The following is a 25,263-nucleotide window of genomic DNA, read 5'->3' on the forward strand; positions in this document are numbered from 1 at the left end:
CGGGTGGCGCGAACGCTCACCCGGCTAAAAAATCACTCCGCTTTCACTTTCACACCCATGAACACAATCACCATCGCCGTCACCAGCAGGAAACCGCTGCCCGCGAACACGCCGCTGGCACCGTTAAGATCAAACACTGCCCCACCTCCGGCCGCACCGGCGCTTATCGCCAGCTGGATTGAGGCCACCAGCAGCCCCCCTGCACTTTCGGCTTCATCCGGAACGGTGGTCGCAAGCCAGGTGGACCAGCCCACCGGAACCAGGCCAAATGCGAAGCCCCACAGCGCAACCAGCAGCCCGTCCAGCATGGCCAGATGACCAAAGGCGACCATCATGAGCGCGAGAACGCCCATCGCAAACGGCACCAGCGCCAGCGTCAGGCGCAGATTACGTGCCAGCAGATGCCCGGCCACGGAGGTGCCCACAAAGTTGGCGATACCAAAGCCCAGCAGGATCAGTGAAATGGTCTCCACGCTCGCCTGGCCCACCGTCTCCAGGAACGGACGCAGGTAGGTAAAGAAAGCGAAATGGCCGCTGAAGATCAGGATGGTTGCCAGCATGCCGCCGATCATCCCCGGACGGCGCAGCACGCGGAACAGCGTACTCAGGCTACCGCTGCTCTCCGGCTTCATGGACGGCAGCACCCAGAGCTGCCACAGCAGCGCCAGCATGCTCGGCAGAATGCAGAGTACAAAGACGTTGCGCCAGCCGATCAGGCTGCCCAGATAGCTGCCCAGCGGCGCCGCGACTACCGTGGCAATCGATACGCTGGAGAAGATCACCGCCAGCGCTTTCGGCACTTTATCTGCCGGAACCAGACGCATCGTCGTGGCCGTCGACATCGCCCAGAATCCCCCGATCGCTATCCCCAGAAGCAGGCGCCCCATCAGCAGGACGTGCAGATTGGGCGCAAAGGCCACCAGCAGGCTGGAGATAATTTGCAGAACCGAGAAAAACATCAGAACCCAGCGGCGGTCGATACTCTTGGTTGCCGGGGTGATCAGCAGTCCGGTGACCAGCGCCACCAGCGCGGTGGCGGTGACAGCTTGTCCAGCCATCCCCTCGGTAACGCCCAGGCTCGCGGCCATGGGGGTTAACAAGCTGGCGGGCAGAAATTCGGCCGTAATCAAACCAAATACCCCCAACCCCAGTGAATAGACGGCCCGCCAGGCGGGTTTTGCAGGCGCTACCGCCTCGCTCGCCGCGACACATGAACTCATCTGTTGATCTCCCGTTATAAAAATGTGACTAGTGTCGCAAAAGAATAGAAGGTTCACCCTGGACGATCTATGACATATAATCTCCACTTATTGATTATTCGTCCGGAGTTGCGCCATGACCGTACAGTCACCCGATTTGATCAGCGAACTTTTACGCGGCATGCGCCTGTCAGGCGTGAAATACCGGCGGATTGAAGCCAGTGCGCCATTTGGCGTCGCGTTTCATCAGGCTCCCGGCAGGGCGCAGTTTCATTTTGTGAGCCACGGTAGCGCCCTGTTGCGCATGGAGAGCGGTGCAACGTTCGAACTGAGCGGTGGCGACGCCCTCTTTATTCCCGGCGGGAATTCCCATGCCCTGCTCTCTGACGAACAGGCCACCCTTACTCCTGTCAACGCCTTTCCGAGCGAGCCTATCTGCAGCTCGGTCTGTGCTATCACCTGCGAGCCCTGCCCGGAGAGCGAGAACACCCTTATCTTTAGCGGATGCATGGATTTTGAGCTGGGCGGCATGCAGCCGCTGATCAAGGCGATGCCGGAAGTGATGATGGTCAGCCGGCTGATGTCCACCTGGCCGGAAATTCATCCGCTGCTGGCGGCGATGGAGCGGGAATCCGCGGCGCGTCAGGCCGGGTATGCCGGGATCCTTGCGCGGCTGGCCGACGTGGTGGCGGCATTAATTGTGCGGGGCTGGGTTGAAGGCGGCTGTGGCAAAGCCACCGGCTGGGTGCAGGTGCTGCGCGACCCGCGCCTGAGCCGGGCCATTTACGCCATGCACCAGCAGCCAGGCCTGAACTGGAGCGTGGCGGATCTGGCAAAAGAAGCCGGGACTTCCCGATCCGTTTTCGCGGAACGGTTTCTCGCGGCGACGGGAACGACCCCGGCAAAATATCTCAGCGAGCTGAGAATGCGGCTGGCCATTCAGTATATTCGTCATGAAAACCAGCCCATTGAAACGGTCGCGCTGCGGCTGGGATATGGCTCTCTGGCGGCATTTAGCCGGGCGTTTAAGCGCATCATTGGCCATGCGCCGGGCACGCTGCGGGAAGCCAGCCAGACCGCGGAAGAGGTCTGAAAGCGCGGCAATATTTAACGCGAAGCGGGCAATATTCGTCTAAGGTTTTCAGGTGATTGACAACAGCGGTCACGCTGTTTAGTGAAGACAGGAGACGAACTGATGATAAGACCTCGTACACTACGCCCCGCGTTTTTGCCCCTTGCGTTAGGCGGCGCGCTGCTCGGCGTAACGACACTGGGCTATGCCGACGATAACCCCGCAACCCAGACAACCTCACCCGATATTTTACTTGGCCCTCTGTTTAACGATGTGCAGAGCGCCAAACTGTTTCCCGATCAGAAAACCTTTGCGGATGCTGTCCCCAAAAGCGACCCGCTGATGATTCTGGCGGACTACCGGATGCAGCATACGCAGTCCAGCTTTGACTTACGCCACTTTGTCGAGATGAACTTTACGCTCCCTGCGGAAGGGGAAAAATACGTTCCGCCTGCTGGACAAAGTTTACGTGAGCACATTGACGATCTCTGGCCCGTACTGACGCGCACTACCGATAAAGCCAGCAACAAATGGGATTCCCTTCTGCCGTTACCGAAGCCCTACGTTGTGCCCGGCGGACGTTTCCGCGAGGTCTACTACTGGGACAGCTATTTCACCATGCTGGGCCTGGCTGAGAGCGATCATTGGGACAAAATCAGCGACATGGTGGATAACTTTGCGTATGAGATCGACACCTTCGGCCACATTCCCAACGGCAACCGCAGCTATTACCTGAGCCGCTCCCAGCCGCCGTTTTTCTCACTGATGGTTGAACTGCTGGCGACCCATGACAGCGACGCGCTGAAGAAGTATCGTCCGCAGATGGAGAAAGAGTATGCCTACTGGATGGACGGCGTCGACGCCCTTCAACCGGGCCAGGCCAACAAACGCGTGGTGAAGCTGGATGACGGCGCGATCCTCAACCGCTACTGGGACGACCGCGATACGCCGCGCCCGGAGTCCTGGCTTGACGATGTGAATACCGCGAAAAGTAACCCTAACCGACCGGCAACCGAGATCTACCGTGATTTGCGTTCCGCCGCGGCCTCGGGCTGGGACTTTAGCTCCCGCTGGATGGACGATCCGCAAAAACTCGGCACCATTCGGACCACCAGCATTGTGCCCGTGGACCTGAACGCCCTGATGTTCAAGATGGAAAAACTGCTGGCCCGGGCAAGCCAGGAGAGCGGCGATGCCGCCAGCGCAAGCAAGTATGAGACGCTGGCCACCGCGCGCCAGAAAGCCATCGAGAGCCACCTGTGGAATGATAAAGAGGGCTGGTACGCCGATTACGACCTGAAGAGCAAGAAGGTACGCAATCAGCTCACGGCGGCGGCCCTGTTCCCGCTTTACGTCAAGGCGGCGGCACAGGATCGTGCCGAAAAAGTCGCCGCGGCAACCTCCTCTCGTCTGTTGAAGCCGGGCGGGATAGCGACCACCACCGTCAACAGCGGCCAGCAGTGGGATGCGCCAAACGGCTGGGCTCCGCTGCAATGGGTGGCGGCGGAAGGGTTGCAGAATTACGGGCAAGAGAAGGTCTCGATGGATGTGACCTGGCGCTTCCTGAAGAACGTTCAGCATACCTATGACCGGGAAAAGAAACTGGTCGAGAAGTATGACGTGTCGACCACCGGTACGGGCGGCGGCGGCGGTGAGTATCCGCTGCAGGACGGCTTCGGCTGGAGCAACGGCGTGACGCTGAAGATGCTGGACCGGGTCTGCCCGAAAGAGAAACCGTGCGACAGCGTGCCGGAGAATCGGCCTGCGGCGAATGATGAGGTGGCGCCGGTGAAAGCATCGGCGCAGTAAGGGAGTATTGCCGGGTGGCGGCTACGCCTTACCCGGCCTACTTTTTGCCCTCACAGGGCCTTGCTCAGAAACTGTAACTTGCCCCAAGCTGATACGTTCTGTCCCGCCCAATCCAGCAGTTGGTCGCGTCGTAGCAGGTCAGCGTCTCTTTGTTGGTGATGTTCTGCGCGCTGGCCTTAAGCGTCAGCCCGGCCAGCGAAGGCAGAATTTCACCCATCCGGTAGGATGCCGACAAATCGTACTGCGTGCTGCCCCCCAGTTTACCCGCATTGTTAGCCGGTGAGATTTCCATTGGCCCGGTGTAGCGTGCGCCCGCGCCCAGCATCAGCCCTTTCAGCGGTGTGTTTTCAAAGGTGTAATCCCCCCAAAGGTTGAAGGCATTCTCCGGCACCTGCGTTGGACGTTTACCTTTGTACTTGTCATCTTCCGTATTGATCGCGTGGGTGTAGGCGTAGTTGGCAATCAGCGTCAGGTTGTCCGTCGGGCGGCTGATGGCAGACAGTTCCGCCCCTTTGGATTCCACTTCCCCGGTCTGACGATAGTTCAGGAAGCCCGGATCGGAGGTAACGACATTTTTCTGGCGGATGTTAAACACCGAGGCGGTAAAGGTGGTGGCGTAATCCGCCAGCAGATATTTTACCCCACCTTCCACCTGCTTGCTGGTGGTCGGTTTGACGTCTTTCGCCACGAGCGTGCCCTGCGGCGACACCGGCGCAAAACCTTCGGAATAGCTGATAAACGGCGAAATCCCGTTATCAAAGGCGTAAAGCGCGCCCAGACGTTTGGTGACGCGATCCTGCGATAGCCAGGCCTTATCACCGTTTTGCAGATAATTGGTGGTGACGGAGCGATAATCATCGTAACGCAGGCTGGCCAGCAGATTTAACCCGCCAAACTCCACCTGATCCTGCAGGTAATAGCCGTTCTGCTGATAGCTCAGACGGTTTTTCTGAGCGATATACAGCCCTAATGCGCTTTCGCTGATTTGCGAATAGTCAGGATTGCGCATATCCATGCCCGGCGTGGTCGACGCGTAACGGTAGTGGAAATGGGCGTTCAGCTTCTGATAGTCAAACCCGGCCAGCAGATGGTGTTGCCAGTCACCCAGCGCCACGGTTTTGGTGACCTGGTTATCGATGTTGAAGCTCTGCAGATCTTCATCGGTGGTGTAGGCAAAACGGTTGAGCTGATAAACCTCGCTTCCCGTGCCCGTTGCATAGACGCTGCGCTGATGCGTGTCGACGTCGAAATAGCGCGCCTTCTGGTTAAAGCCCCAGCCGCTGTCAAACTCATGCTCAAAGCTGTAGCCCAGCATCCACTGACGCTGCTTAAACCCGCTCCACTCATCACCGGCGTAATCGCGCTTGCCCGCGTATGTCGAGCGCAGGTAGGCGATCGGAAGCGGGTTAGACGGCGTCAGGCTCGGGGAGTTCTGCGCCAGCGCATCCAGGGTGAGGCGGGTTTTGCTGTCGGGTTGCCAGGTGACGGACGGGGCAACCAGGTAGTTTTCATACCGGGTGGTGTGCGGCTGATCGTCATTTTCCGTCGCTTTACCCAGCAGACGGTAGTTCCAGTCGCTGTTGGCAATCTGCCCGGTTGAGTCGAGATAGCCCTCTTTCAGGTTGCGGTTGCCGGTGTTAAAACCGAATTCGGTTCGCGCTTCCCGCTGCGGCTTTTTACTCTGGATATTCACCAGCCCGCCCGGCGAGCCGCCGCCGTAGAGAACCGATGAGGGGCCTTTCAGGATATCAACGCTGTCAATCAACAGCGGATCGATGCGCGCTTTGGTATTGCCGGTGACGTTATAGGGTAACTGCAGCCCGTTGTAGAACTCCTGGTCGACGGTAAAGCCACGAATTTTATATTCGCTCATGTAGGAGGTATTTCCCCGCACTTCGGTTGAAACGCCCGGCGCATAGCGGAGGATTTCATTAACGGAATTCGCATGGCGCTTGTCAATTTCCGGCGCAGAGAGGGTCGTGATGACCTGCGGCGTTTTACTTTCAGCTACGGCCGATTTCGTGGCGCTGTTCGTCCAGGCCGGCAGCGCGCTGCCCTGCTCTGCGCCCGTGACGACGATAGTGGATTCTTCGGCGAATGCCGGAGCGTGCAGTGCGAGCGTGATGGCGCCTGCCAGGGCGCAAAGCGTAAAACGTGAGGGAGTCATAATGTCGTCTTGTTGTTAGATGCAATACTGAACGACAATTATTATCATTTACATTAACAAATCAATACTCAGGTAAAAAAACGGCCCTCCGCAGAGAGCCGTTTACGTTATCTTATGCTCGTCGCAGTAACCTGAATACGCCCAGCACCACAATGGCGCCCACGACAGCGACCAGAAAACTGTGCAGGTCAAAACCACTTATGTTGCCTCCGAAGCCAAACATCGTCGCCAGCCAGCCGCCCACAACCGCACCAACGACCCCGAGTACGCAGGTCAAAATAAAGCCGCCGCCATCGTTTCCCGGCATGATCAATTTCGCGATAGCGCCAGCAATAAGACCAAAGATAATCCAGGCGATGATACCCATAGCGATGCCCTCTTGCAGGTTTAACGCATGTGCAGAAAACCATCTGCACAGCTAACTTAAGTATAGGTCATCGCCGGAAAATCATTTTCTTGTCACCGACTTATCTTTGCCTAAACAGGCAAAAAAAACTCACCGGTTTGTATTAAGTTTCATTGCAGATTGCCGATAACGCTAAGACAGTCTGTCATCTATCAAGGAGCCATCCGGCGTGAGTCATTACAGTGAGCAGTTCCTCAAGCAAAATCCGCTGGCTGTATTAGGGGTATTACGCGACCTGCAAAAAGGTGAAGTGCCGCTGCGCATCAGCTGGTCGAATAATCAGTTCATTAGTAAGATCCTTGACGCCTCGCAGGAGCGGCTGGTGATTGATTTAGGCAGTCAGGAGTATGAAAACCGCGCGGCGCTGAAGGCGGAGAATATCGCCGTGATGGCCGAAACGCAGGGCGCCAAAGTGGAGTTTGTCCTGTCGCGACTGGAACTGAGCGAATACCAGGGGCTGCCGGCCTTTGTGACCCCGCTTCCCACTAATCTTTGGTTTGTCCAGCGTCGTGAATATTTCCGCATCAGCGCCCCGCTTCACCCTGCCTACTTCTGCAAGGCCAAAATGCCGGACAAAAAAGAGATTCGCTTCCGTCTCTTCGATCTGTCGCTGGGCGGTATGGGCGCGCTGATGGATACGCCGAAGCCTGACGGACTGGTAGAGGGCATGCGGTTCACGCAAATCGAGCTGGATATGGGGGGCTGGGGGCGCTTTTATTTCGATGCACAGCTGATTGCCATCAGCGAACGCACCGTCGTGGACAGCAAAAATGAAACGATCACCACGCCGCGTCTGAGCTTCCGTTTCCTCAACGTCGGACCTGGCGCTGAGCGCGAACTGCAGCGCATTATCTACTCCCTGGAGCGGGAGGCGCGCGAACGCGCAAATAAAGTTCTGTAAAAAACATCGGGCAGCGTGACCGCCGCCCGTCTGCGGCATTACATGGCATCCATCGCTTTCTGCACTTTCCAGATATAACGAGGCGCCTGTGGTGCCGGGTGATTTTTCACCACATGCTCAAAGAATTCGTCTTTGTCCATGCCGTTAATCTCTTCTATCGCCTCTTTGCGGTCAGAGGAGAAGGTTCTCAGCAACGCGCCGGCGCCGTTAACGTAAGACACCACCAGCGCGTACTGCATGACCTCCGGATCCTGAATCCCCTTCAGCACGCCATGCTCCATGATGCTCAGATAGGCCGTGCCCATTGAAATGTTGCGTTCCGGGTTCTTCAGTTCGCTGGTCGACGGCTGGCCGCTCCAGCCCATGTAGCGGTATACCTCTCTCCCCGCCGTTGACGCTTTAAGCTGCATCAGCCCCACCGCGTTCGACTTGCTGACAAGCGTGGGGTTACCGCCGGACTCCACCGCAATGATCGCCGTGATGAGACGCGGACTGACGCCCCAGGCTTTCCCGGCTTGTTCACTGATCGGCATCCACTGCATCGCCCGCTTCACCGGCACTTCCGGGTTCCAGGGCGGGTTTTGATAATCATGTTTTGAACTACAGCCAGCGAGCAACACAATCAAAAAAGCAAACCATCTCAATTTCACGTCATCTATCCTTATAGCCGGTCATCGCGGTGCGCCGCCCCTTGAAGCAGGCGGCGTATACGCGGCATGATATAGACAATTAGTTTCTCATTCAGCAAGGAATTGCCATGTCTCAGATTCATCTCATCGCGCCGTCGGGCTACTGCATTAACCAGGACGCGGCGCAGCGGGGCGTTCAGCGTTTGCTGGAATCGGGCCACCAGGTAGAAAATCAGACGATTATCCCCCGCCGCCAGCAGCGTTTTGCCGGTACCGAAGCGCAGCGGCTGAATGATATCAACAGCCTGGTGAACCTGAAGGGTGAAAACCGGATAGTGCTGGCGGTGCGCGGCGGATATGGCGCGAGCCGGCTGCTGGAGAGCATTGACTGGCAGGGCCTGGCGGAGCGTCAGCAGCAGGATCCGCTGCTGATATGCGGCCACAGCGATTTCACCGTCATCCAGCTTGGGCTGCTGGCGCTGCATAACGTCATCACCTTCAGCGGCCCGATGCTGGCCGGTAACTTCGGCGCGCCGGAGCTGGAAGCGTTCACCGTGGAACATTTCTGGCGCGCGCTGCGTAATCCCACCTACAGCGTCGAGTGGCAGGGGAATGGACCGCACCGGGAATGCGAAGGTCAGCTCTGGGGCGGCAACCTGGCGATGCTGGTTTCGCTCATCGGCACCCCGTGGATGCCGAACATTGAAAACGGCATTCTGGTGCTGGAAGATATCAACGAACATCCGTTCCGCGTCGAACGCATGCTGTTGCAGCTCTATCATGCCGGTATTCTTGAGCGCCAGTCCGCGATTGTGCTGGGCAGCTTCAGCGGCTCTGAGCCGAATGACTATGACGCGGGTTACTCCCTGGAAACCATGGTTGAGTTCATTCGCTCGCGGCTGGATATTCCGGTGATCGCCGGTCTGGACTTCGGTCATGAGCAGCGCACCGTGACCCTGGCGCTGGGGGCGCACGCCTCCCTGATCCACAATGATTCCGGCTCCCGGCTGACCATCAGCGGCCATCCTGTCATAAAGGCATAAAAAAGCCGTTATACCCCCTTAATAAAACGCTGTTGCCGTCGTTAATATGTTAGGGTTTTAGTAACAGCGTTAACATTGAGGTGGGAGTAAGAGAACATTGGATGCCGCAGCGATAATCAGCCTTTTCATTCTGGGTTCGGTCCTTGTAACCAGCAGTATTTTATTAAGTTCATTTTCATCGCGTCTCGGCATACCTATTCTTGTTATTTTCCTCGCCATCGGCATGCTGGCCGGCATTGATGGCATTGGCGGTATCCCATTCGATAACTACCCTTTCGCCTACATGGTGAGTAACCTGGCGCTGGCGGTGATCCTGCTGGACGGCGGCATGCGCACCCAGGCGAGCTCCTTCCGCGTGGCCTTAGGGCCTGCGCTGTCGCTCGCCACGGTTGGCGTGTTGATTACCTCCGGTCTGACCGGGATGATGGCCGCGTGGCTTTTCCATCTCAATATCATGGAAGGGTTGCTGATAGGCGCCATCGTGGGCTCAACCGATGCGGCTGCGGTGTTTTCCCTGCTCGGCGGAAAAGGGCTTAACGAACGCGTTGGCTCCACGCTTGAGATTGAATCCGGCAGCAACGACCCGATGGCGGTGTTTCTCACCATCACGCTGATTGAGATGATCCAGCAGCACGAGACGGGGCTCAGCTGGATGTTTGCGTGGCATATCCTGCAGCAGTTCGGGCTGGGGATTGTTATTGGCCTGGCGGGGGGATACCTCTTACAGCAGATGATCAACCGCATCTCGCTGCCCTCGGGGCTTTACCCGCTGCTGGCCTTGAGCGGCGGCATTCTCATTTTTGCCGTTACCACGGCGCTGGACGGCAGCGGCATTCTCGCCGTCTACCTCTGCGGGTTCCTGATGGGCAACCGCCCTATTCGCAACCGCCATGCCATTTTGCAGAACTTCGACGGCCTGGCATGGCTGGCGCAGATCGGCATGTTCCTGGTGCTCGGTCTTCTGGTTACCCCATCGGACCTGCTGCCCATCGCCGTTCCGGCGCTGCTGTTGTCTGCGTGGATGATCTTCTTCGCCCGTCCGCTGTCGGTATTTGCTGGCCTGCTGCCGTTTCGCGGCTTCAACCTGCGCGAGCGCGTCTTTATCAGCTGGGTGGGTCTGCGCGGCGCGGTTCCGATTATTCTTGCGGTCTTTCCGATGATGGCCGGTCTGGATAACGCCCGGCTGTTCTTTAACGTGGCCTTCTTCGTGGTGCTGATTTCGCTGCTGTTCCAGGGAACGTCCCTCGGGTGGGCGGCAAAAAAAGCCAAAGTGGTGGTACCTCCCGTGGGCTGGCCGGTGTCGCGGGTGGGGCTCGACATTCATCCGGAAAACCCGTGGGAGCAGTTCGTCTACCAGCTGAGCGCCGACAAATGGTGCGTGGGCGCTTCGCTCCGCGATTTGCACATGCCGGCCGAAACGCGCATTGCCGCCCTGTTCCGCGACAATGTCCTGTTGCACCCTACCGGCAGCACCCGCCTGCGCGAAGGGGATATTCTCTGCGTGATTGGCCGCGAGCGTGACCTGCCCGCGCTGGGCAAGCTGTTCAGCCAGTCGCCGCCGGTGGCGCTGGACCAGCGTTTCTTCGGCGATTTTATTTTGGAAGCCAGCGCCAGGTTTGCCGATGTGGCGCTGATTTACGGCCTGGATGAAGGTGCTGAAGACGGAGATAGCCAGCAAACGCTGGGCGAAATCATCCAGCAGCGGCTTGGCGCTGCCCCGGTCGTGGGCGATCAGGTAGAGTTTGCCGGGATGATCTGGACGGTAGCAGAGAAAGAAGATAACGCGGTAAGGAAAGTCGGTTTGAGGCCGATGGAAGAGGAAGCGGAGTAACGGTTTTTTTGCCGGGTGGCGGCTTCGCCTTACCCGGCCTACAAAACCCTCGAACGTAGGCCGGGTTAGCGTTAGCGCCACCCGGCGAACATACGTTACACCGTCACAACCGGCACCCTCGGTGCCAGGGCACACATCAGTTCATACCCTACCGTGCCCGCCGCGGCCGCCACGTCATCAATTTTGATTTCGTTACCCCACAGCTCGACCGGGGAACCGATACCCGCCTGCGGGCAGGGCGTCAGGTCAACGGCCAGCATATCCATTGATACGGTGCCTACCGTTCCCGTGCGGACTCCATCTACCCACACAGGCGTACCGGTCGGCGCAATGCGCGGGTAGCCGTCGGCATAGCCGCCCGCCACGATACCAATCCGCTGCTCGCCCTTTGCCCGATAGCGGCTACCGTAGCCCACCGTGTCGCCAGCTTTCAGGGTCTGCACGCCAATGATTTCGCTGCGCAGGGTCATAACCGGCTTCAGGCCGCTGTTGGCGATATCCTGCCACTGGCCCGAGGGCGACGCGCCGTACAGAACGATCCCCGGACGCACCCAGTTGTAATGCGCCTCGGGATGCCACAGCGTGGCCGCCGAGTTGGACAGCGAGCGCGGGCAGTCCAGCCCTTCTGCCGCCTGCTCAATGCGGACCATGGCATCGGCGATACCGTCCGGTTTTTCCGCGTCGGCAAAGTGCGCCATCAGCGTCATTTCACCCACGTTCTTCAGGGCGCGCAGCTGCTGCCAGACCGTATGCACCCGCTCAGGCTGGAAGCCCAGGCGGTTCATGCCGCTGTTGACCTTGAGATAGATATCCAGCGGCGCGTGGAGCTTCGCATCCTGAATCGCTTTGATCTGCCAGTTGCTATGAACGCTGGTGGTCAGCCGGTACTTATCCAGCAGCGGCAGATCGTCGGCGTGGAAGAAGCCCTCCAGCAGCAGTATGGGCCCTTTCCAGCCGCGCTCGCGCAGCAGAATGGCCTCTTCAAGATTGAGTAACGCAAAGCCATCGGTGGCGCTCAGCGCGCTCCAGATACGGTCAATGCCGTGGCCGTAGGCATTCGCTTTCACCACCGACCACACGCGTGCGCCAGGTGCTGCCCGACGAACAATCTGCAGGTTATCCTTCAGGGCCTGCAGGTTCAGCTGAGCGAGAACAGGACGGGACATGACAGCTCCTTAGTTATGCGCGCCGTGCAGGTGCTGTGGACGCGACGGCGTAAACCCCGATTGATAGCGCGCGACACTGAGATCGTCAAACGGAATGGCCGGCGTGCGTCCGGAAATCAGGTCGCTCAGCAGCTGTCCGGAGCCGCAGGCCATCGTCCAGCCAAGCGTACCGTGTCCGGTATTGGTCCACAGGTTTTTGAACGGCGTGCGCCCCACAATCGGCGTGCCGTCCGGCGTCATCGGACGCAGGCCGGTCCAGAAGGTCGCCTGCTCGACAAAACCACCGCGCGGGAAGAGGTCCCCCACCACCATCTCCAGCGTTTCACGACGCGGTTTCAGCAGTTCGGTGTTGAAGCCGACAATCTCCGCCATGCCGCCTACGCGGATGCGGTTATCGAAGCGGGTAATGGCGATTTTATAGGTTTCATCCAGAATGGTAGAAACCGGTGCGCCGCTCTCCTCTTTTACCGGAATGGTCAGCGAGTAGCCTTTTAGCGGGTAGACCGGAATATCGAGAATGCCCTTCAGCATCGCGGTGGAGTACGAACCAAACGCCATGACGTAGGCATCCGCTTTGATCACCTCTTCGCCACACTTCACGCCGTAAATTTTTTCCCCTTCCGACAGCAGCTTGTCGACAGAGGTGTTAAAGCGGAATTTCACCCCCGCCTGCTCGCACATCTGCGCCAGACGCTGCGTAAAGAGCTGGCAGTCGCCGGTTTCGTCATTCGGCAGGCGCAGGCCGCCCGTCAGCTTATGCGCCACTTCCGCCAGCGCAGGTTCAACCTGACCAAGCTGGCTGGCTTCCAGCAGCTGATACGGTACGCCAGCATCTTCCAGCACGGCGATATCGCGGGTGGCGTTTTCATACTGTTGTTCGGTGCGGAACAGTTGGAGCGTTCCGCCCTGACGGCCTTCGTACTCAATCCCGGTTGAGGCGCGCAGCGCTTTCAGGCAGTCGCGGCTGTATTCCGCCAGGCGCACCATGCGCCCTTTGTTCTCCATGTAGTGGCGGGTGTCGCAGTTGCGCAGCATCTGCCACATCCACTTCAGCTGGAACTGCGTGCCGTCAAGGCTGATGGCCAGCGGCGCGTGGCGCTGGAACATCCATTTAATCGCTTTCAGCGGAACGCCCGGTGCTGCCCACGGTGCCGCATAGCCCGGAGAGATTTGCCCGGCGTTCGCCGCGCTGGTTTCCAGCGCGGGGCCTGACTCACGATCGATAACGGTGACGTCATGTCCCGCCTGACTTAAATACCAGGCGCTGGTTACCCCAACGACACCACTTCCCAGTATGACAACACGCATAGCCACTCCATTATGTGCAAAAGAACAATCTTCTAATTACAGATTGATAACCTAGTTGAAAATATTATTCAACATATGACTTTTTTATGGTGACTTACCTCACACATCCCCCAGCATCAGGGGGTAGTGCTAATTTGGGATCTCCTGCTGCGCGTTATTTTTAACCAGCATAAAATGCTGAGAGACACCGTTTTTTTGCCGTATCAAAAACGCGAAATCGCAAAGAAAAAATTTCTGCCCCAGCACGCTTTTTAACACGTTGATCTATGCTTGAAAGGAGGCTCTCCAGACAGAGAGAGCACCCACAACGAGGGCGCGCTAATGGCTACTATTGATTCCCTGAACAAGGACAACACACGTCTGAGCGATGGACCCGACTGGACCTTCGAGCTGCTGGATGTTTACCTCGCCGAGATCGACCGGGTCGCAAAACTGTATCGCCTGGATACCTACCCCCATCAGATTGAAGTCATTACGTCCGAACAGATGATGGACGCCTACTCCAGCGTCGGGATGCCGATTAACTATCCGCACTGGTCGTTTGGTAAGAAATTTATCGAAACGGAGCGGCTGTATAAGCACGGCCAGCAGGGTCTGGCGTATGAGATCGTCATTAACTCCAATCCGTGTATCGCCTATTTAATGGAAGAGAACACCATTACCATGCAGGCGCTGGTGATGGCGCACGCCTGCTACGGGCACAACTCCTTTTTCAAGAATAACTACCTGTTCCGCAGCTGGACGGATGCCAGCTCCATCGTCGATTACCTGATCTTCGCCCGTAAATACATTACCGACTGCGAAGAACGCTACGGCGTGGATGAAGTGGAAAAACTGCTCGACTCCTGTCACGCTCTGATGAACTACGGCGTTGACCGCTACAAACGTCCGCAGAAAATCTCCCTGCAGGAGGAGAAGGCCCGGCAGAAAAGCCGCGAAGAGTATCTGCAAAGCCAGGTGAACATGCTGTGGCGCACCCTGCCGAAGCGTGAGGAAGAAAAAACGATCGCCGAAGCGCGGCGCTATCCGTCCGAGCCACAGGAAAACCTGCTCTATTTTATGGAGAAGAACGCCCCGCTGCTGGAGCCGTGGCAGCGTGAGATCCTGCGCATCGTGCGCAAGGTGAGCCAGTATTTCTACCCGCAAAAACAGACGCAGGTGATGAACGAAGGCTGGGCGACCTTCTGGCACTACACCATCCTCAACCACCTGTACGACGAGGGGAAAGTCACAGAGCGGTTCATGATGGAGTTCCTCCACAGCCATACCAACGTGGTGTTCCAGCCGCCCTATAACAGCCCGTGGTACAGCGGAATTAACCCGTATGCCCTTGGCTTCGCCATGTTTCAGGACATTAAGCGTATCTGTCAGTCGCCGACGGAAGAAGACAAGTACTGGTTCCCGGATATCGCCGGATCTGACTGGCTGGAAACGCTGCACTTTGCGATGCGCGACTTTAAGGATGAGAGCTTCATCAGCCAGTTTATGTCGCCGAAGATCATGCGTGACTTCCGCTTCTTCACCGTGCTGGACGACGACCGCAACAACTATCTGGAGATCTCCGCAATCCACAACGAGGAGGGTTACCGTGAGATCCGCTCTCGCCTCTCTTCCCAGTACAACCTGAGCAATCTTGAACCCAACATTCAGGTGTGGAACGTGGATTTGCGCGGTGACCGCTCCCTGACGCTGCGCTATATCCCGCACAATCGCGCGCCGCTGGATAAAGGGCGTAAAGAGGTGCTGAAGCACGTGCATCGCCTGTGGGGCTTTGATGTTCAGCTGGAGCAGCAGAATGAAGACGGGAGCGTCGAGCTGCTTGAACGCTGCCCGGCGCGGTTGAATACGCTGTAGTTTTTTGCCGGGTGGCGGCTACGCCTTACCCGGCCTACGGGTTTTGTAGGCCCGGTAAGCGAAGCGCCACCGGGCGAAAAAAAACCTCTCACACGAGAGGTTTTTTATTTCAGCGGCTCTGAATCGCCAAATCACCCGGCAGCGTTTTCTGCATACGGTGCCAGATTTCACCGGAATCGTGACCGTAGCGGCGCACCGTCTCATACACCTGATCGTGCAGACCTTCGGAGCACAGCTTGCTCAGCTTATGGTAAAAGCCCAGCGCCAGGCTGCGGGCTTCGGGATTGGCAAAGTAGTGGCGGCCAATGCGGGTGTAGAGTCCCTTCATACCGTTGAGGATCAGACCATACACCGGGTTGCCGGAGGCAAACGCCAGCCCACGGAAGACGTTGTAATCGAGGGTGGCGAACGCGTCGGCGTGATCTTCCACCTCGTTGGCACTGGCCAGCACCGCAAGCGCATCTTCCGGATGCTGGCGGAAAGCCGTACGAATAAAGATCGTCGCGATGTTGGTGCGAACGGAGAGCAGATTATCAATGAGCTGCGGCACGCTTTCATGATCGAGACGCGCCAGCGTTTCAAGAATGTTCAGCCCGGAGGTTTCCCAGAAGTTGTTCACTTTTGTTGGCTTGCCGTGCTGGATCGTCAACCAGCCATCGCGCGCCAGTCGCTGAAGCACTTCACGCAGCGTGGTGCGAGTGACGCCAATCAGTTCAGAGAGTTCGCGTTCAGCCGGAAGAATGGACCCCGCAGGGAAACGATTATTCCAGATGCTTTCAATGATGTACTCTTCCGCGAAACCCGCCGGGCTCTGCGCCTTAATGACCATAGTGAGATTTCCATTACACAGCTTTAGCAAATTGGACTCATCATACCAGAGGCGTGCAGTGGCAGGTAGCGCGGCAAAGAGAGAAAAGAGGGATCGCCGTTTCATTTTTATGAAATTTACAATGCAGTCTTATCCGCGTCTGGACCGTGAATTTTGCGTATACTGATGTTTTGTCTTACTTGACGGGGAAGGACGTCTGTCGTGGAAATTTCTTTTGGGCGCGCTCTGTGGCGCAATTTTTTAGGCCAGTCTCCTGACTGGTACAAACTGATACTGCTGGTGTTCCTGGTCGTTAACCCTCTCCTCTTTTACGTGAACCCGTTCGTTGCCGGGTGGCTGCTGGTCGCGGAGTTTATCTTCACCCTGGCGATGGCGCTGAAATGCTATCCCCTGTTGCCGGGCGGATTGCTGGCGTTTGAAGCGGTAGTGATTGGCATGACCTCTGCCGAGCATGTCAAAGCAGAGCTGGCTTCAAATCTTGAAGTGCTTCTGCTGCTGATGTTTATGGTGGCGGGCATCTACTTTATGAAACAGCTGCTGCTGTTTATCTTTACGCGCCTGCTGCTCAGCATTCCGTCGAAAATGGTTCTCTCGCTGGCGTTTTGCCTTGCGGCGGCCTTCCTGTCAGCCTTCCTGGACGCGCTGACGGTCGTCGCGGTGGTGATAAGCGTCGCGGTGGGGTTTTACGGTATTTATCACCGCGTGGCCTCCTCTCGTCCGGGTGAGGATCTGCAGGATGACAGCCATGTCGATGCGCATAACCGCGAGGTACTGGAACAGTTTCGCGCCTTCCTGCGCAGCCTGATGATGCATGCCGGGGTGGGTACCGCCCTGGGGGGCGTGATGACGATGGTGGGCGAGCCGCAAAACCTGATCATTGCGAAAGCGGCGGGCTGGCACTTCGGTGATTTCTTCCTGAGAATGGCCCCGGTGAGCGTGCCGGTGCTGATCTGCGGTCTGGCGACCTGTTTGCTGGTGGAGAAGTTTCGCCTCTTTGGTTACGGGGCACAACTCCCGGAGCCGGTACGTCAGGAGCTGCATAAATTCGATCTGCAGAGCCGACGCCAGCGGACGCGCCAGGAGACGCTGCGCCTGATTGCACAGGGGATCATCGGCGTCTGGCTTATCGCCGCGCTGGCGTTCCATCTTGCTGAAGTGGGGCTGATTGGTCTGTCCGTGATTATTCTCGCCACGACCTTTACCGGCGTGACGGATGAGCATGCCATCGGCAAAGCCTTTACCGAAGCGCTGCCGTTTACCGCCCTGCTGGCGGTGTTCTTTGCGGTCGTGGCGGTGATAATCGACCAGCACCTGTTCGCGCCGATTATTGCCTTTGTCTTACGGGCATCGCCGGATGCTCAGCTGTCGCTGTTTTACCTGTTTAACGGCCTGCTCTCGTCAATCTCAGATAACGTCTTTGTCGGGACGGTTTACATTAACGAGGCTAAGACCGCGATGGAGCAAGGCGTGATCAGCGCCGGACAGTTTGAACTGCTGGCCGTGGCGATCAACACCGGTACCAACCTGCCGTCGGTGGCGACACCCAATGGCCAGGCCGCCTTCCTGTTCCTGCTGACCTCCGCCCTTGCGCCACTCATACGTCTTTCTTATGGAAGAATGGTCTGGATGGCCCTGCCCTATACGCTGGTGCTTACGATCGTGGGATTGCTTTGCGTCAAAATTACCCTTATTCCCTGTACGCAATGGTTGATACAAGCGGGTATACTTGCGGCGCAGTAAACACTGCAACTCGGGCAGTTCGCTGCCCGTTTGCCTTTTCGCACGATAAACATCCAATTACGTTTTATTTCGCCAGGTACAGGTGGCGCGAAAAACGAATTCGTTTACACTGCGCTTTCTAAGCATGTTCCAGGGAAATGATTATGTTGAGATTTTTAAACCAGTGCTCCCGCGGTCGCGGAGCATGGTTGTTAATGGCCCTGACCGCCTTTGCGCTGGAAATGGTCGCGCTGTGGTTCCAGCACGTAATGGGACTCAAACCATGCGTGCTCTGTATTTACGAACGCTGCGCGCTGTTCGGCATTATGGGGGCTGGCCTGGTCGGCGCGATTGCGCCGAAGTCGCCGCTTCGCTATGCCGGGATCGCAATCTGGCTCTACAGCGCCTGGAAAGGCATTGAACTCTCCTGGCAGCACACGATGATGCAGCTGCATCCGTCACCGTTTATGACCTGCGATTTTGCCGCCCGCTTCCCGAGCTGGCTGCCGCTGGACAAATGGCTGCCGCAGGTGTTCGTTGCCTCCGGTGACTGCTCCGTTCGCCAGTGGGAATTCCTGACGCTGGAGATGCCGCAGTGGTTGGTGGGCATTTTTGCCGCCTACTTCGTCGTGGCGCTGCTGGTGTTGATCGCTCAGCCGTTCAAACCGAAGAAACGCGATTTGTTCGGACGCTAATTCGCCCGGCGGCGCTTCGCTTGCGCGGGCCTACGGTTTTGTAGGTCGGATAAGCGCAGCGCCACCCGACACATCAGCGCACAATAAAAAACCCGCTTCGGCGGGTTTTTTAATCTCAACGGGTCGGGTGGTTCATGATGTGATCTTCCCAGTCCCGCACCTCGGACTCTTTCACCGCAATGTGGCGCACGGAGATACGTTCGCCGTGCATCGCCGCTTTTGAACCGGTCAGCAGGGGGTGCCAGTCAGGCAGACCTTTCCCCTCCGCCAGCAGGCGATACGCGCAGGTATGCGGCAGCCATTCAAAGGTGGGCAGATTCTCACGGGTTAATTTAATGCAGTCTGGCTCGAACTCGAAGCGGCGCTCGTAGTTGCGGCACTGGCAGGTTTTGATGTTCAGCTGCTTGCAGGCCACGTTGGTGAAGTAGATTTCGTCCGTGTCTTCATCCATCAGCTTGTGCAGGCAGCACTGACCACAGCCGTCGCATAAGGATTCCCATTCCGCGTCGGTCATGTCGTCGAGAGTTTTGCTTTGCCAGAAAGGGATGTCGTTCATCAGGATGTCCACACGTCAAAAGAAAGCGCACCTTATAACGAGTCTGGCACGTCGTTGCAAGTTTTGCCGCCCTTTTCAGGCGGCAAGAGGAGGTTACAGCACGCGGGTTTTCAGCGACAGGCCGTTAAAACCAACTTCAAGTTCATCACCGCTCGCGAGCGGACCAACGCCTTCCGGCGTGCCGGTCAGGATCACATCACCCGGCTTCAGGGTAAAGAAGCGGCTCATATAGGCGATCAGCGGCACAATCTTATGGATCATGTCTGCCGTGGTGCCCTGCTGGCGGATTTCACCATTAACCTTCAGGCTGAGCGGCGTATCCTGCGGATCGCCGGTGAATTCGCTCACCGGCACAAACGCCGAAATCGGGCAGGAATTATCAAACCCTTTGGCTTTTTCCCACGGCTGCCCCGCTTTCTTCATTTTACCCTGCACGTCGCGTAGCGTCAGATCCAGCGCCACGCCGTATCCGGCAATCGCTTTTTGCACATGCTCTTCGGAGGCCTGACGCAGCGTTGCGCCGATCAGCACGGCGAGTTCCACTTCGTGGTGCACCGAGCCGAGCCCCTGCGGCAGGGCCAGCGGCTGGCGAATATCGCAAAGCGCCGTTTCAGGCTTAATGAACAGAACCGGCTCTTCTGGCGTCGCACTGCCCATCTCCTGAATATGTTTTGCATAGTTGCTGCCCACGCAAACCACTTTGCTGACGGGATAATCCAGTAATGCACCTTGCCAGTTATGATGTTGATACATGGTCGACCCCTAAACGGTTGATGTGTTGTGCTCAAAAACAGTTGAGACTATTTTTTACCGTTCGCCTCAAGATGCTGTTTTAATAAATTCTCGGGTGGCGGCGGAAGCTGTAAATAATAGCCCTGCTCGGCTAATGCCGTTTTCACTTTCTCCAGATCGGCATTCACCAGTTTCTTGCGACCATCAAGCGGCAGCAGCATCGCCATCTGCGGTCGGCCAAAGCTCTTCATTAATTCTTCAGGCACGCGTGAAAAATCGTCTTTCTTTTCGACATAAAGATAGGTCTGGTCACGGGTTGTACTTCTGTAGATCACACAAAACATGTTTTTACTCTGAATTAATGGGTGGTTGCTTGCCTCAATATACTCCTGACTATAACATGCCTGATACTCTTCGGAATATCGCAGCGAGTGGTTGCGGTTAATAGCAAATTGAGTAAGGCCAGGATGTCAAACACGCCCATCGAGCTTAAAGGCAGTAGCTTCACCTTATCAGTGGTACATTTGCATGATGCAAAACCCGAGGTTATTCGTCAGGCGTTAGAAGACAAAATCGCCCAGGCTCCCGCCTTCCTGAAGCACGCCCCTGTTGTGATCAACGTCAGCGGTCTTGAAGCGCCGGTTAACTGGAAACGTCTCCAGCAGGCCGTCTCCTCGACCGGACTGCGTATTGTCGGCATCAGCGGCTGCAAAGATACTGAACTGAAAGCGGAAATTGACCGTGCGGGGCTGCCGCTTCTGAATGAAGGCAAAGAAAAAGCCCCGCGTGCGGCACCCGTTGCCGTCGAAACGCCCCCTCCTGCGGCGCAAAACGTTACAAACATCACAAAAACGCGAATGATTGATGTGCCGGTTCGTTCCGGTCAGCGCATTTATGCACCAAACTGTGATCTGATTGTTACAAGCCACGTCAGTGCTGGCGCTGAGCTGATTGCAGATGGCAATATTCACGTTTACGGTATGATGCGTGGACGTGCGCTCGCAGGTGCAAGTGGCGATCGGGACGCGCAAATATTTTGTACTCACCTGACGGCGGAACTGGTGTCCATCGCAGGTGAATATTGGCTGAGCGACAAGATCCCAGCCGAATTTTATGGCAAAGCGGCTCGCCTGCTTCTGGCAGACGACGCGTTGACCGTTCAACCGTTGAATTGATCCCTTTTTAACAAGGAATTTCTATGGCACGCATTATTGTTGTTACTTCGGGTAAAGGAGGCGTTGGCAAGACCACCTCCAGCGCGGCCATCGCTACTGGTTTGGCCCAGAAGGGAAAGAAAACCGTCGTTATCGACTTCGATATCGGCCTACGTAACCTCGACCTCATCATGGGATGTGAGCGTCGCGTCGTGTATGACTTTGTGAACGTCATTCAGGGCGATGCCACGCTGAACCAGGCGCTGATTAAAGACAAGCGCACCGAGAACCTCTACATTCTCCCGGCTTCTCAGACGCGTGACAAAGACGCCCTGACCCGTGAAGGGGTAGAAAAGGTGCTCGACGAGCTGAAAAAAATGGAGTTCGACTTCATCGTCTGTGACTCCCCTGCCGGCATCGAAACCGGTGCTCTGATGGCGCTCTACTTCGCTGATGAAGCGATCATCACCACCAACCCTGAAGTTTCATCCGTGCGTGACTCAGACCGCATTCTCGGGATCCTCGCCTCTAAATCCCGTCGTGCGGAAAATGGCGAAGACCCGATTAAAGAACACCTGCTGCTCACCCGCTACAACCCGGGCCGCGTGAACAAAGGTGACATGCTGAGCATGGAAGACGTGCTGGAGATCCTGCGCATTAAGCTGGTGGGCGTTATCCCGGAAGATCAGTCCGTGTTACGTGCCTCTAACCAGGGCGAGCCAGTGATCCTTGATACAATGGCAGATGCAGGTAAAGCTTACGCCGATACCGTTGACCGTCTGCTGGGAGAAGAACGTCCTTTCCGCTTCATTGAAGAAGAGAAGAAAGGTTTCCTCAAACGCCTGTTCGGAGGATAAGTTATGGCATTACTGGACTTTTTTCTCTCGCGGAAAAAGAACACCGCCAACATCGCAAAAGAACGTCTGCAAATTATCGTTGCGGAGCGTCGTCGTAGCGACGCCGAGCCTCACTACCTGCCGCAGCTGCGCAAGGACATCCTGGAAGTGATCTGTAAGTACGTGCAGATTGACCCGGAGATGGTGACAGTGCAGCTGGAACAAAAAGACGGGGATATTTCGATTCTGGAGCTGAACGTGACGCTCCCGGAAGCGGAAGAGTCACGTCCGTAGGTTTGTGATTTCGTCGCCCCGGTAAGCGCAGCGCCACCGGGGAAATATGCCGGGTTTATCACCCGGCATATTTTTATCGCGGATAACCTTCCAGCAGCGTATTCAGGCGATCGGCCATCAATTCCCCGCGCCATCCCGCCATCATTTCCGGCATGCCATTCTGCGGCTTCAGCTTCCAGTGCCAGTTAAGCAGCTGGTTAATCTGACGGCGTGAAGCGAGCAGTTCCGCGCTCAGCTTGCTTTCCGTAGCCACCGCCTGCACCAGCGCTTTGATGTCCTTAAACGCTTTGCGATAGCCCGGCATATCCATCAGGTTCAGCAGCGGTTCCGGCAGCGCCTCTTCCGGTAACGCCTGCGCTTTTGCGACCAGCGCCAGCAGGGTTTTGCCGTGGAAACGGATTTCGCTGCCCGAAAGCCCAATGCTGTCCAGCTCGCCGAGGCTGCCCGGCATATAGCGCGCAACCGCCCAGAGATGCTCTTCGCGAACCACAAAGTTAACGGCCAGATCGCGCTCGCGCGCTTTACGCAAGCGCCAGTCTGCCAGCAGCTGCAGGCACGCCAGCTGACGCGTACGCAGCTGCCAGGCGTTGCTGATGTCGCGCCAGGCCTCTTTCGGATCCACCACTTCCTGACGACGCAGCTGGGTCATACGGCACTCGTCCAGCGCGGCGGACAGCCAGCCGGATGCCTCGGCTTCTTGCATCAGCTGTCCGGCGATCGGCAGCAGGTAAAACACATCAGCCGCCGCATACTCCAGCTGGCGCGCGGTAAGCGGACGGGCCAGCCAGTCGGTACGGGATTCGCTTTTATCCAGCGTCAGGCCCGTATACTCCTCCACCATGGCGGCAAAGCCCCAGGAGAGCGGTCGCCCGCTGAACGCCGCAAGGATCTGCGTATCAATCAGCGGCTGAGGCATGATGCCAAAGGTGTTCAGAAAGACTTCCAGATCTTCACTGCCTGCGTGCAGGTATTTCGTGACGGCGGTATCGAGCAGCAGATCGCGCATCGGCGTCCAGTCGGTAATGCCGAGAGGGTCGATCAGCGACACGTGTTTACCGTCGTACATCTGAATCAACCCCAGCTGCGGGTAGTACGTCCGGGTACGGACAAACTCGGTATCCAGGGCAATGGCAGGAAAGTCGCGCGTCACTTCGCACAGCGAAGCCAGCTCGTCGTTGGTCGTGATCATCTGGTAATTCAAATCGGATTCTCTTTTGTTTGCGCCCATAAAAAACGCCGGCTTAACCGGCGTCTGGACGATTAACGTGAAGCTCAGGCCTTATTGTCTACTTTGGCACGGGCTTCGTCACGTAATTCTCGTCGTAATATCTTCCCGACGTTGGATTTCGGCAGCTCGTCGCGGAATTCCACCAGCTTCGGCACTTTATAGCCCGTCAGCTGACGACGACAAAACGTTATCAGCGCTTCCTCGGTGAGAGAAGGATCTTTCTTGACCACAAATATCTTCACCGCTTCACCGCTGCTGCCGGAAGGCACGCCGACCGCTGCCACTTCGAGTACGCCGCTGTGCTGCATGACCACGTCTTCGATCTCATTCGGATAGACGTTGAAGCCGGAGACCAGGATCATATCTTTCTTGCGATCGACAATGCGCAGGAAGCCCTCGTCATCCATCACCGCGATATCCCCGGTATGCAGCCAGCCGTCTTTGATGATTTCGTCGGTCGCGTCGGGACGCTGCCAGTAACCCAGCATGACCTGTGGACCTTTGACGCACAGCTCACCCGGCTCACCCGGCGCGACTTCGTTATCATTATCATCGACCAGTTTCGCTTCAGTGGAAGGAACGGGCAGTCCAATGCTTCCGCTGTGGTAGTCGATGTCATGCGGGTTAACGCTGACCAGCGGCGCGCACTCCGTCAGGCCATAGCCCTCCAGCAGATACTGGCCGGTAAGCTTCACCCAGCGCTCGGCCACCGCCTGCTGAACCGGCATGCCGCCGCCCGCAGAGAGATGGAGCGTGGAGAAGTCCAGCTGCTGGAACTCTTTGTTATTAAGCAGCGCGTTAAACAGGGTATTTACCCCGGTCATGGCGGTGAACGGGTATTTTGCCAGCTCTTTCACCAGCCCCGGTATATCACGCGGGTTAGTAATCAGCACGTTTTGACCGCCGAGCTCAATAAACAGCAGGCAGTTCATGGTCAGTGCGAAAATGTGGTACAGCGGCAGCGCCGTAATGACCAGCTCTTTGCCGGGATGCAGCAGCGGCCCGTAGGTTGCATTGACCTGCTCAAGGTTCGCCAGCATGTTGCGGTGGGTCAGCATTGCGCCTTTCGCCACGCCGGTGGTCCCACCGGTATACTGCAGGAACGCGAGATCTTCTGAGACCACTTCCGGCTTAACGTACTGCATACGATAGCCCGCATGCAGCGCGCGGCGGAAGGAGATAGCGTCCGGCAGGTGATATTTTGGCACCAGACGTTTGACGTATTTGACGACAAAGTTAACCAGCGTGCCTTTGGCGGTGGAGAGTTGATCCCCCATGCGCGTCAGGATGACGTGTTTCACCTGGGTTTTGTCGACCACTTTTTCCAGCGTATGGGCAAAGTTGGACACAATGACAATCGCAACCGCGCCGCTGTCGTTCAGCTGATGCTCCAGCTCGCGCGGGGTGTACAGCGGGTTGACGTTAACGACAATCATCCCGGCACGCAGGATACCGAACAGCGCCACCGGGTATTGCAGCAGGTTCGGCATCATCAGCGCGACGCGGTCCCCTTTTTGCAGCCCCAGCCCTTCCTGCAGGTACGCCGCAAACGCCCGGCTGCGCTCCTCCAGCTTACGGAACGTCATCACCTCGCCCATATTCAAAAATGCGGGCTGGTCCGCGTAGCGCCTTACCGAGTGTTCAAATAATTCCACCAGGGATTGATAACGGTCAGGATTGATCTCAGCAGGAACATCTGCGGGATAACGGTTAAGCCAAACCTTCTTCAATGCATCACCTCTGAAATGAGTGTTCGTCGTCATCACAACCCCGATAATAAACAGTTTGTTAACATTATATTAACTCAGCGTACCAGTTTATTAATTGTTCAGATT

At 57.0% G+C, this 25,263-nt stretch carries 23 protein-coding genes and 1 pseudogene; 11 read left to right on the forward strand and 13 right to left on the reverse strand.

The window, feature by feature from the left end:
- Positions 1–32: 32 nt before the first annotated feature.
- Positions 33–1,220, reverse strand: coding sequence for an MFS transporter (locus tag ACEPLT_RS13365; protein WP_032675011.1), 1,188 nt, complete (start codon positions 1,218–1,220; stop codon positions 33–35).
- A gap of 115 nt (positions 1,221–1,335) precedes the next feature.
- Here ACEPLT_RS13365 and ACEPLT_RS13370 point away from each other — a divergent pair, with 115 nt between their 5' ends.
- Both ACEPLT_RS13370 and ACEPLT_RS13375 read left to right on the forward strand, forming a co-directional pair.
- Positions 1,336–2,292: an AraC family transcriptional regulator gene (locus tag ACEPLT_RS13370; protein ID WP_008502659.1), complete on the forward strand. Its 957-nt coding sequence runs from the start codon at positions 1,336–1,338 to the stop codon at positions 2,290–2,292.
- Positions 2,293–2,394: 102 nt separating this feature from the next.
- A complete protein-coding gene (locus ACEPLT_RS13375; RefSeq protein WP_032675012.1) occupies positions 2,395–4,080 on the forward strand; it encodes an alpha,alpha-trehalase in 1,686 nt (561 codons plus the stop codon).
- 64 nt (positions 4,081–4,144) lie between these two features.
- On the opposite strand, the gene ACEPLT_RS13380 is transcribed toward ACEPLT_RS13375, so the two are convergent.
- Together ACEPLT_RS13380 and ACEPLT_RS13385 are read right to left on the reverse strand one after the other, a co-directional pair.
- Entirely contained in the window at positions 4,145–6,247 is a 2,103-nt protein-coding gene (locus tag ACEPLT_RS13380) for a TonB-dependent siderophore receptor (RefSeq protein ID WP_032675013.1), read from the reverse strand.
- 112 nt (positions 6,248–6,359) lie between these two features.
- Positions 6,360–6,614: a GlsB/YeaQ/YmgE family stress response membrane protein gene (locus tag ACEPLT_RS13385; protein WP_023293926.1), complete on the reverse strand. Its 255-nt coding sequence runs from the start codon at positions 6,612–6,614 to the stop codon at positions 6,360–6,362.
- Between the two features lie 208 nt (positions 6,615–6,822).
- Between ACEPLT_RS13385 and ycgR the strand changes: the two genes are divergently transcribed.
- Positions 6,823–7,554 (forward strand): flagellar brake protein YcgR, encoded by a 732-nt coding sequence (gene ycgR / locus ACEPLT_RS13390; RefSeq protein ID WP_008502663.1) that lies wholly within the window; start codon positions 6,823–6,825, stop codon positions 7,552–7,554.
- Positions 7,555–7,592: 38 nt separating this feature from the next.
- Here ycgR and emtA read toward each other — a convergent pair whose 3' ends face one another.
- On the reverse strand, positions 7,593–8,204 hold the full coding sequence (gene emtA, locus ACEPLT_RS13395; RefSeq protein WP_008502664.1) for a membrane-bound lytic murein transglycosylase EmtA: 612 nt from the start codon (positions 8,202–8,204) through the stop codon (positions 7,593–7,595).
- 107 nt (positions 8,205–8,311) lie between these two features.
- On the opposite strand from emtA, the gene ldcA reads away from it, so the two are divergent.
- Together ldcA and ACEPLT_RS13405 are read left to right on the forward strand one after the other, a co-directional pair.
- Entirely contained in the window at positions 8,312–9,226 is a 915-nt protein-coding gene (gene ldcA, locus ACEPLT_RS13400; RefSeq protein WP_032675015.1) for a muramoyltetrapeptide carboxypeptidase, read from the forward strand.
- A gap of 97 nt (positions 9,227–9,323) precedes the next feature.
- Positions 9,324–11,057 (forward strand): potassium/proton antiporter, encoded by a 1,734-nt coding sequence (locus ACEPLT_RS13405; RefSeq protein ID WP_032675016.1) that lies wholly within the window; start codon positions 9,324–9,326, stop codon positions 11,055–11,057.
- Here the strand turns inward: ACEPLT_RS13405 and ACEPLT_RS13410 are convergent.
- The 3 genes and pseudogenes from ACEPLT_RS13410 to ACEPLT_RS13420 form a co-directional block, all read right to left on the reverse strand.
- A pseudogene (locus ACEPLT_RS13410) lies at positions 10,992–11,192 on the reverse strand (hypothetical protein); the annotation flags it as partial. The gene ACEPLT_RS13405 and the pseudogene ACEPLT_RS13410 sit on opposite strands and share 66 nt — an antisense overlap.
- On the reverse strand, positions 11,153–12,223 hold the full coding sequence (gene dadX / locus ACEPLT_RS13415; protein ID WP_008500515.1) for a catabolic alanine racemase DadX: 1,071 nt from the start codon (positions 12,221–12,223) through the stop codon (positions 11,153–11,155). The pseudogene ACEPLT_RS13410 and the gene dadX, both read right to left, overlap by 40 nt.
- A 9-nt stretch (positions 12,224–12,232) precedes the next feature.
- Complete coding sequence (locus ACEPLT_RS13420; RefSeq protein ID WP_021240402.1) at positions 12,233–13,531, reverse strand: D-amino acid dehydrogenase; 1,299 nt, start codon at positions 13,529–13,531, stop codon at positions 12,233–12,235.
- Positions 13,532–13,852: 321 nt separating this feature from the next.
- Here ACEPLT_RS13420 and ACEPLT_RS13425 point away from each other — a divergent pair, with 321 nt between their 5' ends.
- Positions 13,853–15,385 carry a SpoVR family protein gene (locus tag ACEPLT_RS13425; protein ID WP_023293929.1) on the forward strand — a complete coding sequence of 511 codons (1,533 nt, stop codon included), beginning with the start codon at positions 13,853–13,855 and terminating at the stop codon, positions 15,383–15,385.
- A 109-nt stretch (positions 15,386–15,494) separates the two neighbouring features.
- Here the strand turns inward: ACEPLT_RS13425 and fadR are convergent, their stop codons facing one another.
- Positions 15,495–16,214: a fatty acid metabolism transcriptional regulator FadR gene (gene fadR, locus ACEPLT_RS13430; protein WP_008500512.1), complete on the reverse strand. Its 720-nt coding sequence runs from the start codon at positions 16,212–16,214 to the stop codon at positions 15,495–15,497.
- Positions 16,215–16,415: 201 nt separating this feature from the next.
- On the opposite strand from fadR, the gene nhaB reads away from it, so the two are divergent.
- Together nhaB and dsbB are read left to right on the forward strand one after the other, a co-directional pair.
- Positions 16,416–17,954 (forward strand): Na(+)/H(+) antiporter NhaB, encoded by a 1,539-nt coding sequence (gene nhaB, locus ACEPLT_RS13435; protein ID WP_023293930.1) that lies wholly within the window; start codon positions 16,416–16,418, stop codon positions 17,952–17,954.
- A gap of 143 nt (positions 17,955–18,097) precedes the next feature.
- The gene (dsbB, locus tag ACEPLT_RS13440; RefSeq protein WP_028015880.1) at positions 18,098–18,628 is read left to right on the forward strand and encodes a disulfide bond formation protein DsbB; all 531 of its coding nucleotides are present in this window, start codon (positions 18,098–18,100) and stop codon (positions 18,626–18,628) included.
- A gap of 115 nt (positions 18,629–18,743) precedes the next feature.
- Here dsbB and ACEPLT_RS13445 read toward each other — a convergent pair whose 3' ends face one another.
- From ACEPLT_RS13445 to ACEPLT_RS13455, 3 genes are all read right to left on the reverse strand, one after another.
- Entirely contained in the window at positions 18,744–19,184 is a 441-nt protein-coding gene (locus tag ACEPLT_RS13445; RefSeq protein ID WP_008500509.1) for a YcgN family cysteine cluster protein, read from the reverse strand.
- A gap of 93 nt (positions 19,185–19,277) precedes the next feature.
- Positions 19,278–19,937 carry a fumarylacetoacetate hydrolase family protein gene (locus ACEPLT_RS13450; RefSeq protein ID WP_021240407.1) on the reverse strand — a complete coding sequence of 220 codons (660 nt, stop codon included), beginning with the start codon at positions 19,935–19,937 and terminating at the stop codon, positions 19,278–19,280.
- Between the two features lie 47 nt (positions 19,938–19,984).
- A complete protein-coding gene (locus ACEPLT_RS13455; RefSeq protein ID WP_008500507.1) occupies positions 19,985–20,260 on the reverse strand; it encodes a YcgL domain-containing protein in 276 nt (91 codons plus the stop codon).
- Positions 20,261–20,383: 123 nt separating this feature from the next.
- Between ACEPLT_RS13455 and minC the strand changes: the two genes are divergently transcribed.
- From minC to minE, 3 genes are read left to right on the forward strand one after another with little or no spacing between them, the layout of a single operon-like run.
- A complete protein-coding gene (minC, locus tag ACEPLT_RS13460) occupies positions 20,384–21,091 on the forward strand; it encodes a septum site-determining protein MinC (RefSeq protein ID WP_008500506.1) in 708 nt (235 codons plus the stop codon).
- A gap of 23 nt (positions 21,092–21,114) precedes the next feature.
- Positions 21,115–21,927: a septum site-determining protein MinD gene (minD, locus tag ACEPLT_RS13465; protein ID WP_008500505.1), complete on the forward strand. Its 813-nt coding sequence runs from the start codon at positions 21,115–21,117 to the stop codon at positions 21,925–21,927.
- A gap of 3 nt (positions 21,928–21,930) precedes the next feature.
- Positions 21,931–22,200: a cell division topological specificity factor MinE gene (gene minE / locus ACEPLT_RS13470; protein ID WP_008500504.1), complete on the forward strand. Its 270-nt coding sequence runs from the start codon at positions 21,931–21,933 to the stop codon at positions 22,198–22,200.
- Between the two features lie 73 nt (positions 22,201–22,273).
- Here the strand turns inward: minE and rnd are convergent, their stop codons facing one another.
- Both rnd and fadD read right to left on the reverse strand, forming a co-directional pair.
- The gene (rnd, locus tag ACEPLT_RS13475; RefSeq protein ID WP_126325547.1) at positions 22,274–23,389 is read right to left on the reverse strand and encodes a ribonuclease D; all 1,116 of its coding nucleotides are present in this window, start codon (positions 23,387–23,389) and stop codon (positions 22,274–22,276) included.
- Between the two features lie 83 nt (positions 23,390–23,472).
- Positions 23,473–25,158: a long-chain-fatty-acid--CoA ligase FadD gene (gene fadD / locus ACEPLT_RS13480; protein WP_232927501.1), complete on the reverse strand. Its 1,686-nt coding sequence runs from the start codon at positions 25,156–25,158 to the stop codon at positions 23,473–23,475.
- Positions 25,159–25,263: the final 105 nt, after the last annotated feature.

The sequence above is a fragment of the Enterobacter sp. fkY84-1 genome (assembly GCF_052974705.1).

Bases quoted from the DNA above. Each gene is read 5' to 3' on its own strand.
- dadX (WP_008500515.1), bottom strand. From the start codon at position 12,223: ATGTCCCGTCCTGTTCTCGCTCAGCTGAACCTGCAGGCCCTGAAGGAT.
- ACEPLT_RS13365 (WP_032675011.1), bottom strand. From the start codon at position 1,220: ATGAGTTCATGTGTCGCGGCGAGCGAGGCGGTAGCGCCTGCAAAACCC.
- ACEPLT_RS13370 (WP_008502659.1), top strand. From the start codon at position 1,336: ATGACCGTACAGTCACCCGATTTGATCAGCGAACTTTTACGCGGCATG.
- minC (WP_008500506.1), top strand. From the start codon at position 20,384: ATGTCAAACACGCCCATCGAGCTTAAAGGCAGTAGCTTCACCTTATCA.
- minE (WP_008500504.1), top strand. From the start codon at position 21,931: ATGGCATTACTGGACTTTTTTCTCTCGCGGAAAAAGAACACCGCCAAC.
- ACEPLT_RS13375 (WP_032675012.1), top strand. From the start codon at position 2,395: ATGATAAGACCTCGTACACTACGCCCCGCGTTTTTGCCCCTTGCGTTA.
- ACEPLT_RS13420 (WP_021240402.1), bottom strand. From the start codon at position 13,531: ATGCGTGTTGTCATACTGGGAAGTGGTGTCGTTGGGGTAACCAGCGCC.
- ACEPLT_RS13385 (WP_023293926.1), bottom strand. From the start codon at position 6,614: ATGGGTATCATCGCCTGGATTATCTTTGGTCTTATTGCTGGCGCTATC.
- ACEPLT_RS13425 (WP_023293929.1), top strand. From the start codon at position 13,853: ATGGCTACTATTGATTCCCTGAACAAGGACAACACACGTCTGAGCGAT.
- rnd (WP_126325547.1), bottom strand. From the start codon at position 23,389: ATGATCACGACCAACGACGAGCTGGCTTCGCTGTGCGAAGTGACGCGC.
- dsbB (WP_028015880.1), top strand. From the start codon at position 18,098: ATGTTGAGATTTTTAAACCAGTGCTCCCGCGGTCGCGGAGCATGGTTG.
- ACEPLT_RS13380 (WP_032675013.1), bottom strand. From the start codon at position 6,247: ATGACTCCCTCACGTTTTACGCTTTGCGCCCTGGCAGGCGCCATCACG.
- minD (WP_008500505.1), top strand. From the start codon at position 21,115: ATGGCACGCATTATTGTTGTTACTTCGGGTAAAGGAGGCGTTGGCAAG.
- ACEPLT_RS13450 (WP_021240407.1), bottom strand. From the start codon at position 19,937: ATGTATCAACATCATAACTGGCAAGGTGCATTACTGGATTATCCCGTC.
- ldcA (WP_032675015.1), top strand. From the start codon at position 8,312: ATGTCTCAGATTCATCTCATCGCGCCGTCGGGCTACTGCATTAACCAG.
- fadR (WP_008500512.1), bottom strand. From the start codon at position 16,214: ATGGTCATTAAGGCGCAGAGCCCGGCGGGTTTCGCGGAAGAGTACATC.
- ACEPLT_RS13445 (WP_008500509.1), bottom strand. From the start codon at position 19,184: ATGAACGACATCCCTTTCTGGCAAAGCAAAACTCTCGACGACATGACC.
- ACEPLT_RS13455 (WP_008500507.1), bottom strand. From the start codon at position 20,260: ATGTTTTGTGTGATCTACAGAAGTACAACCCGTGACCAGACCTATCTT.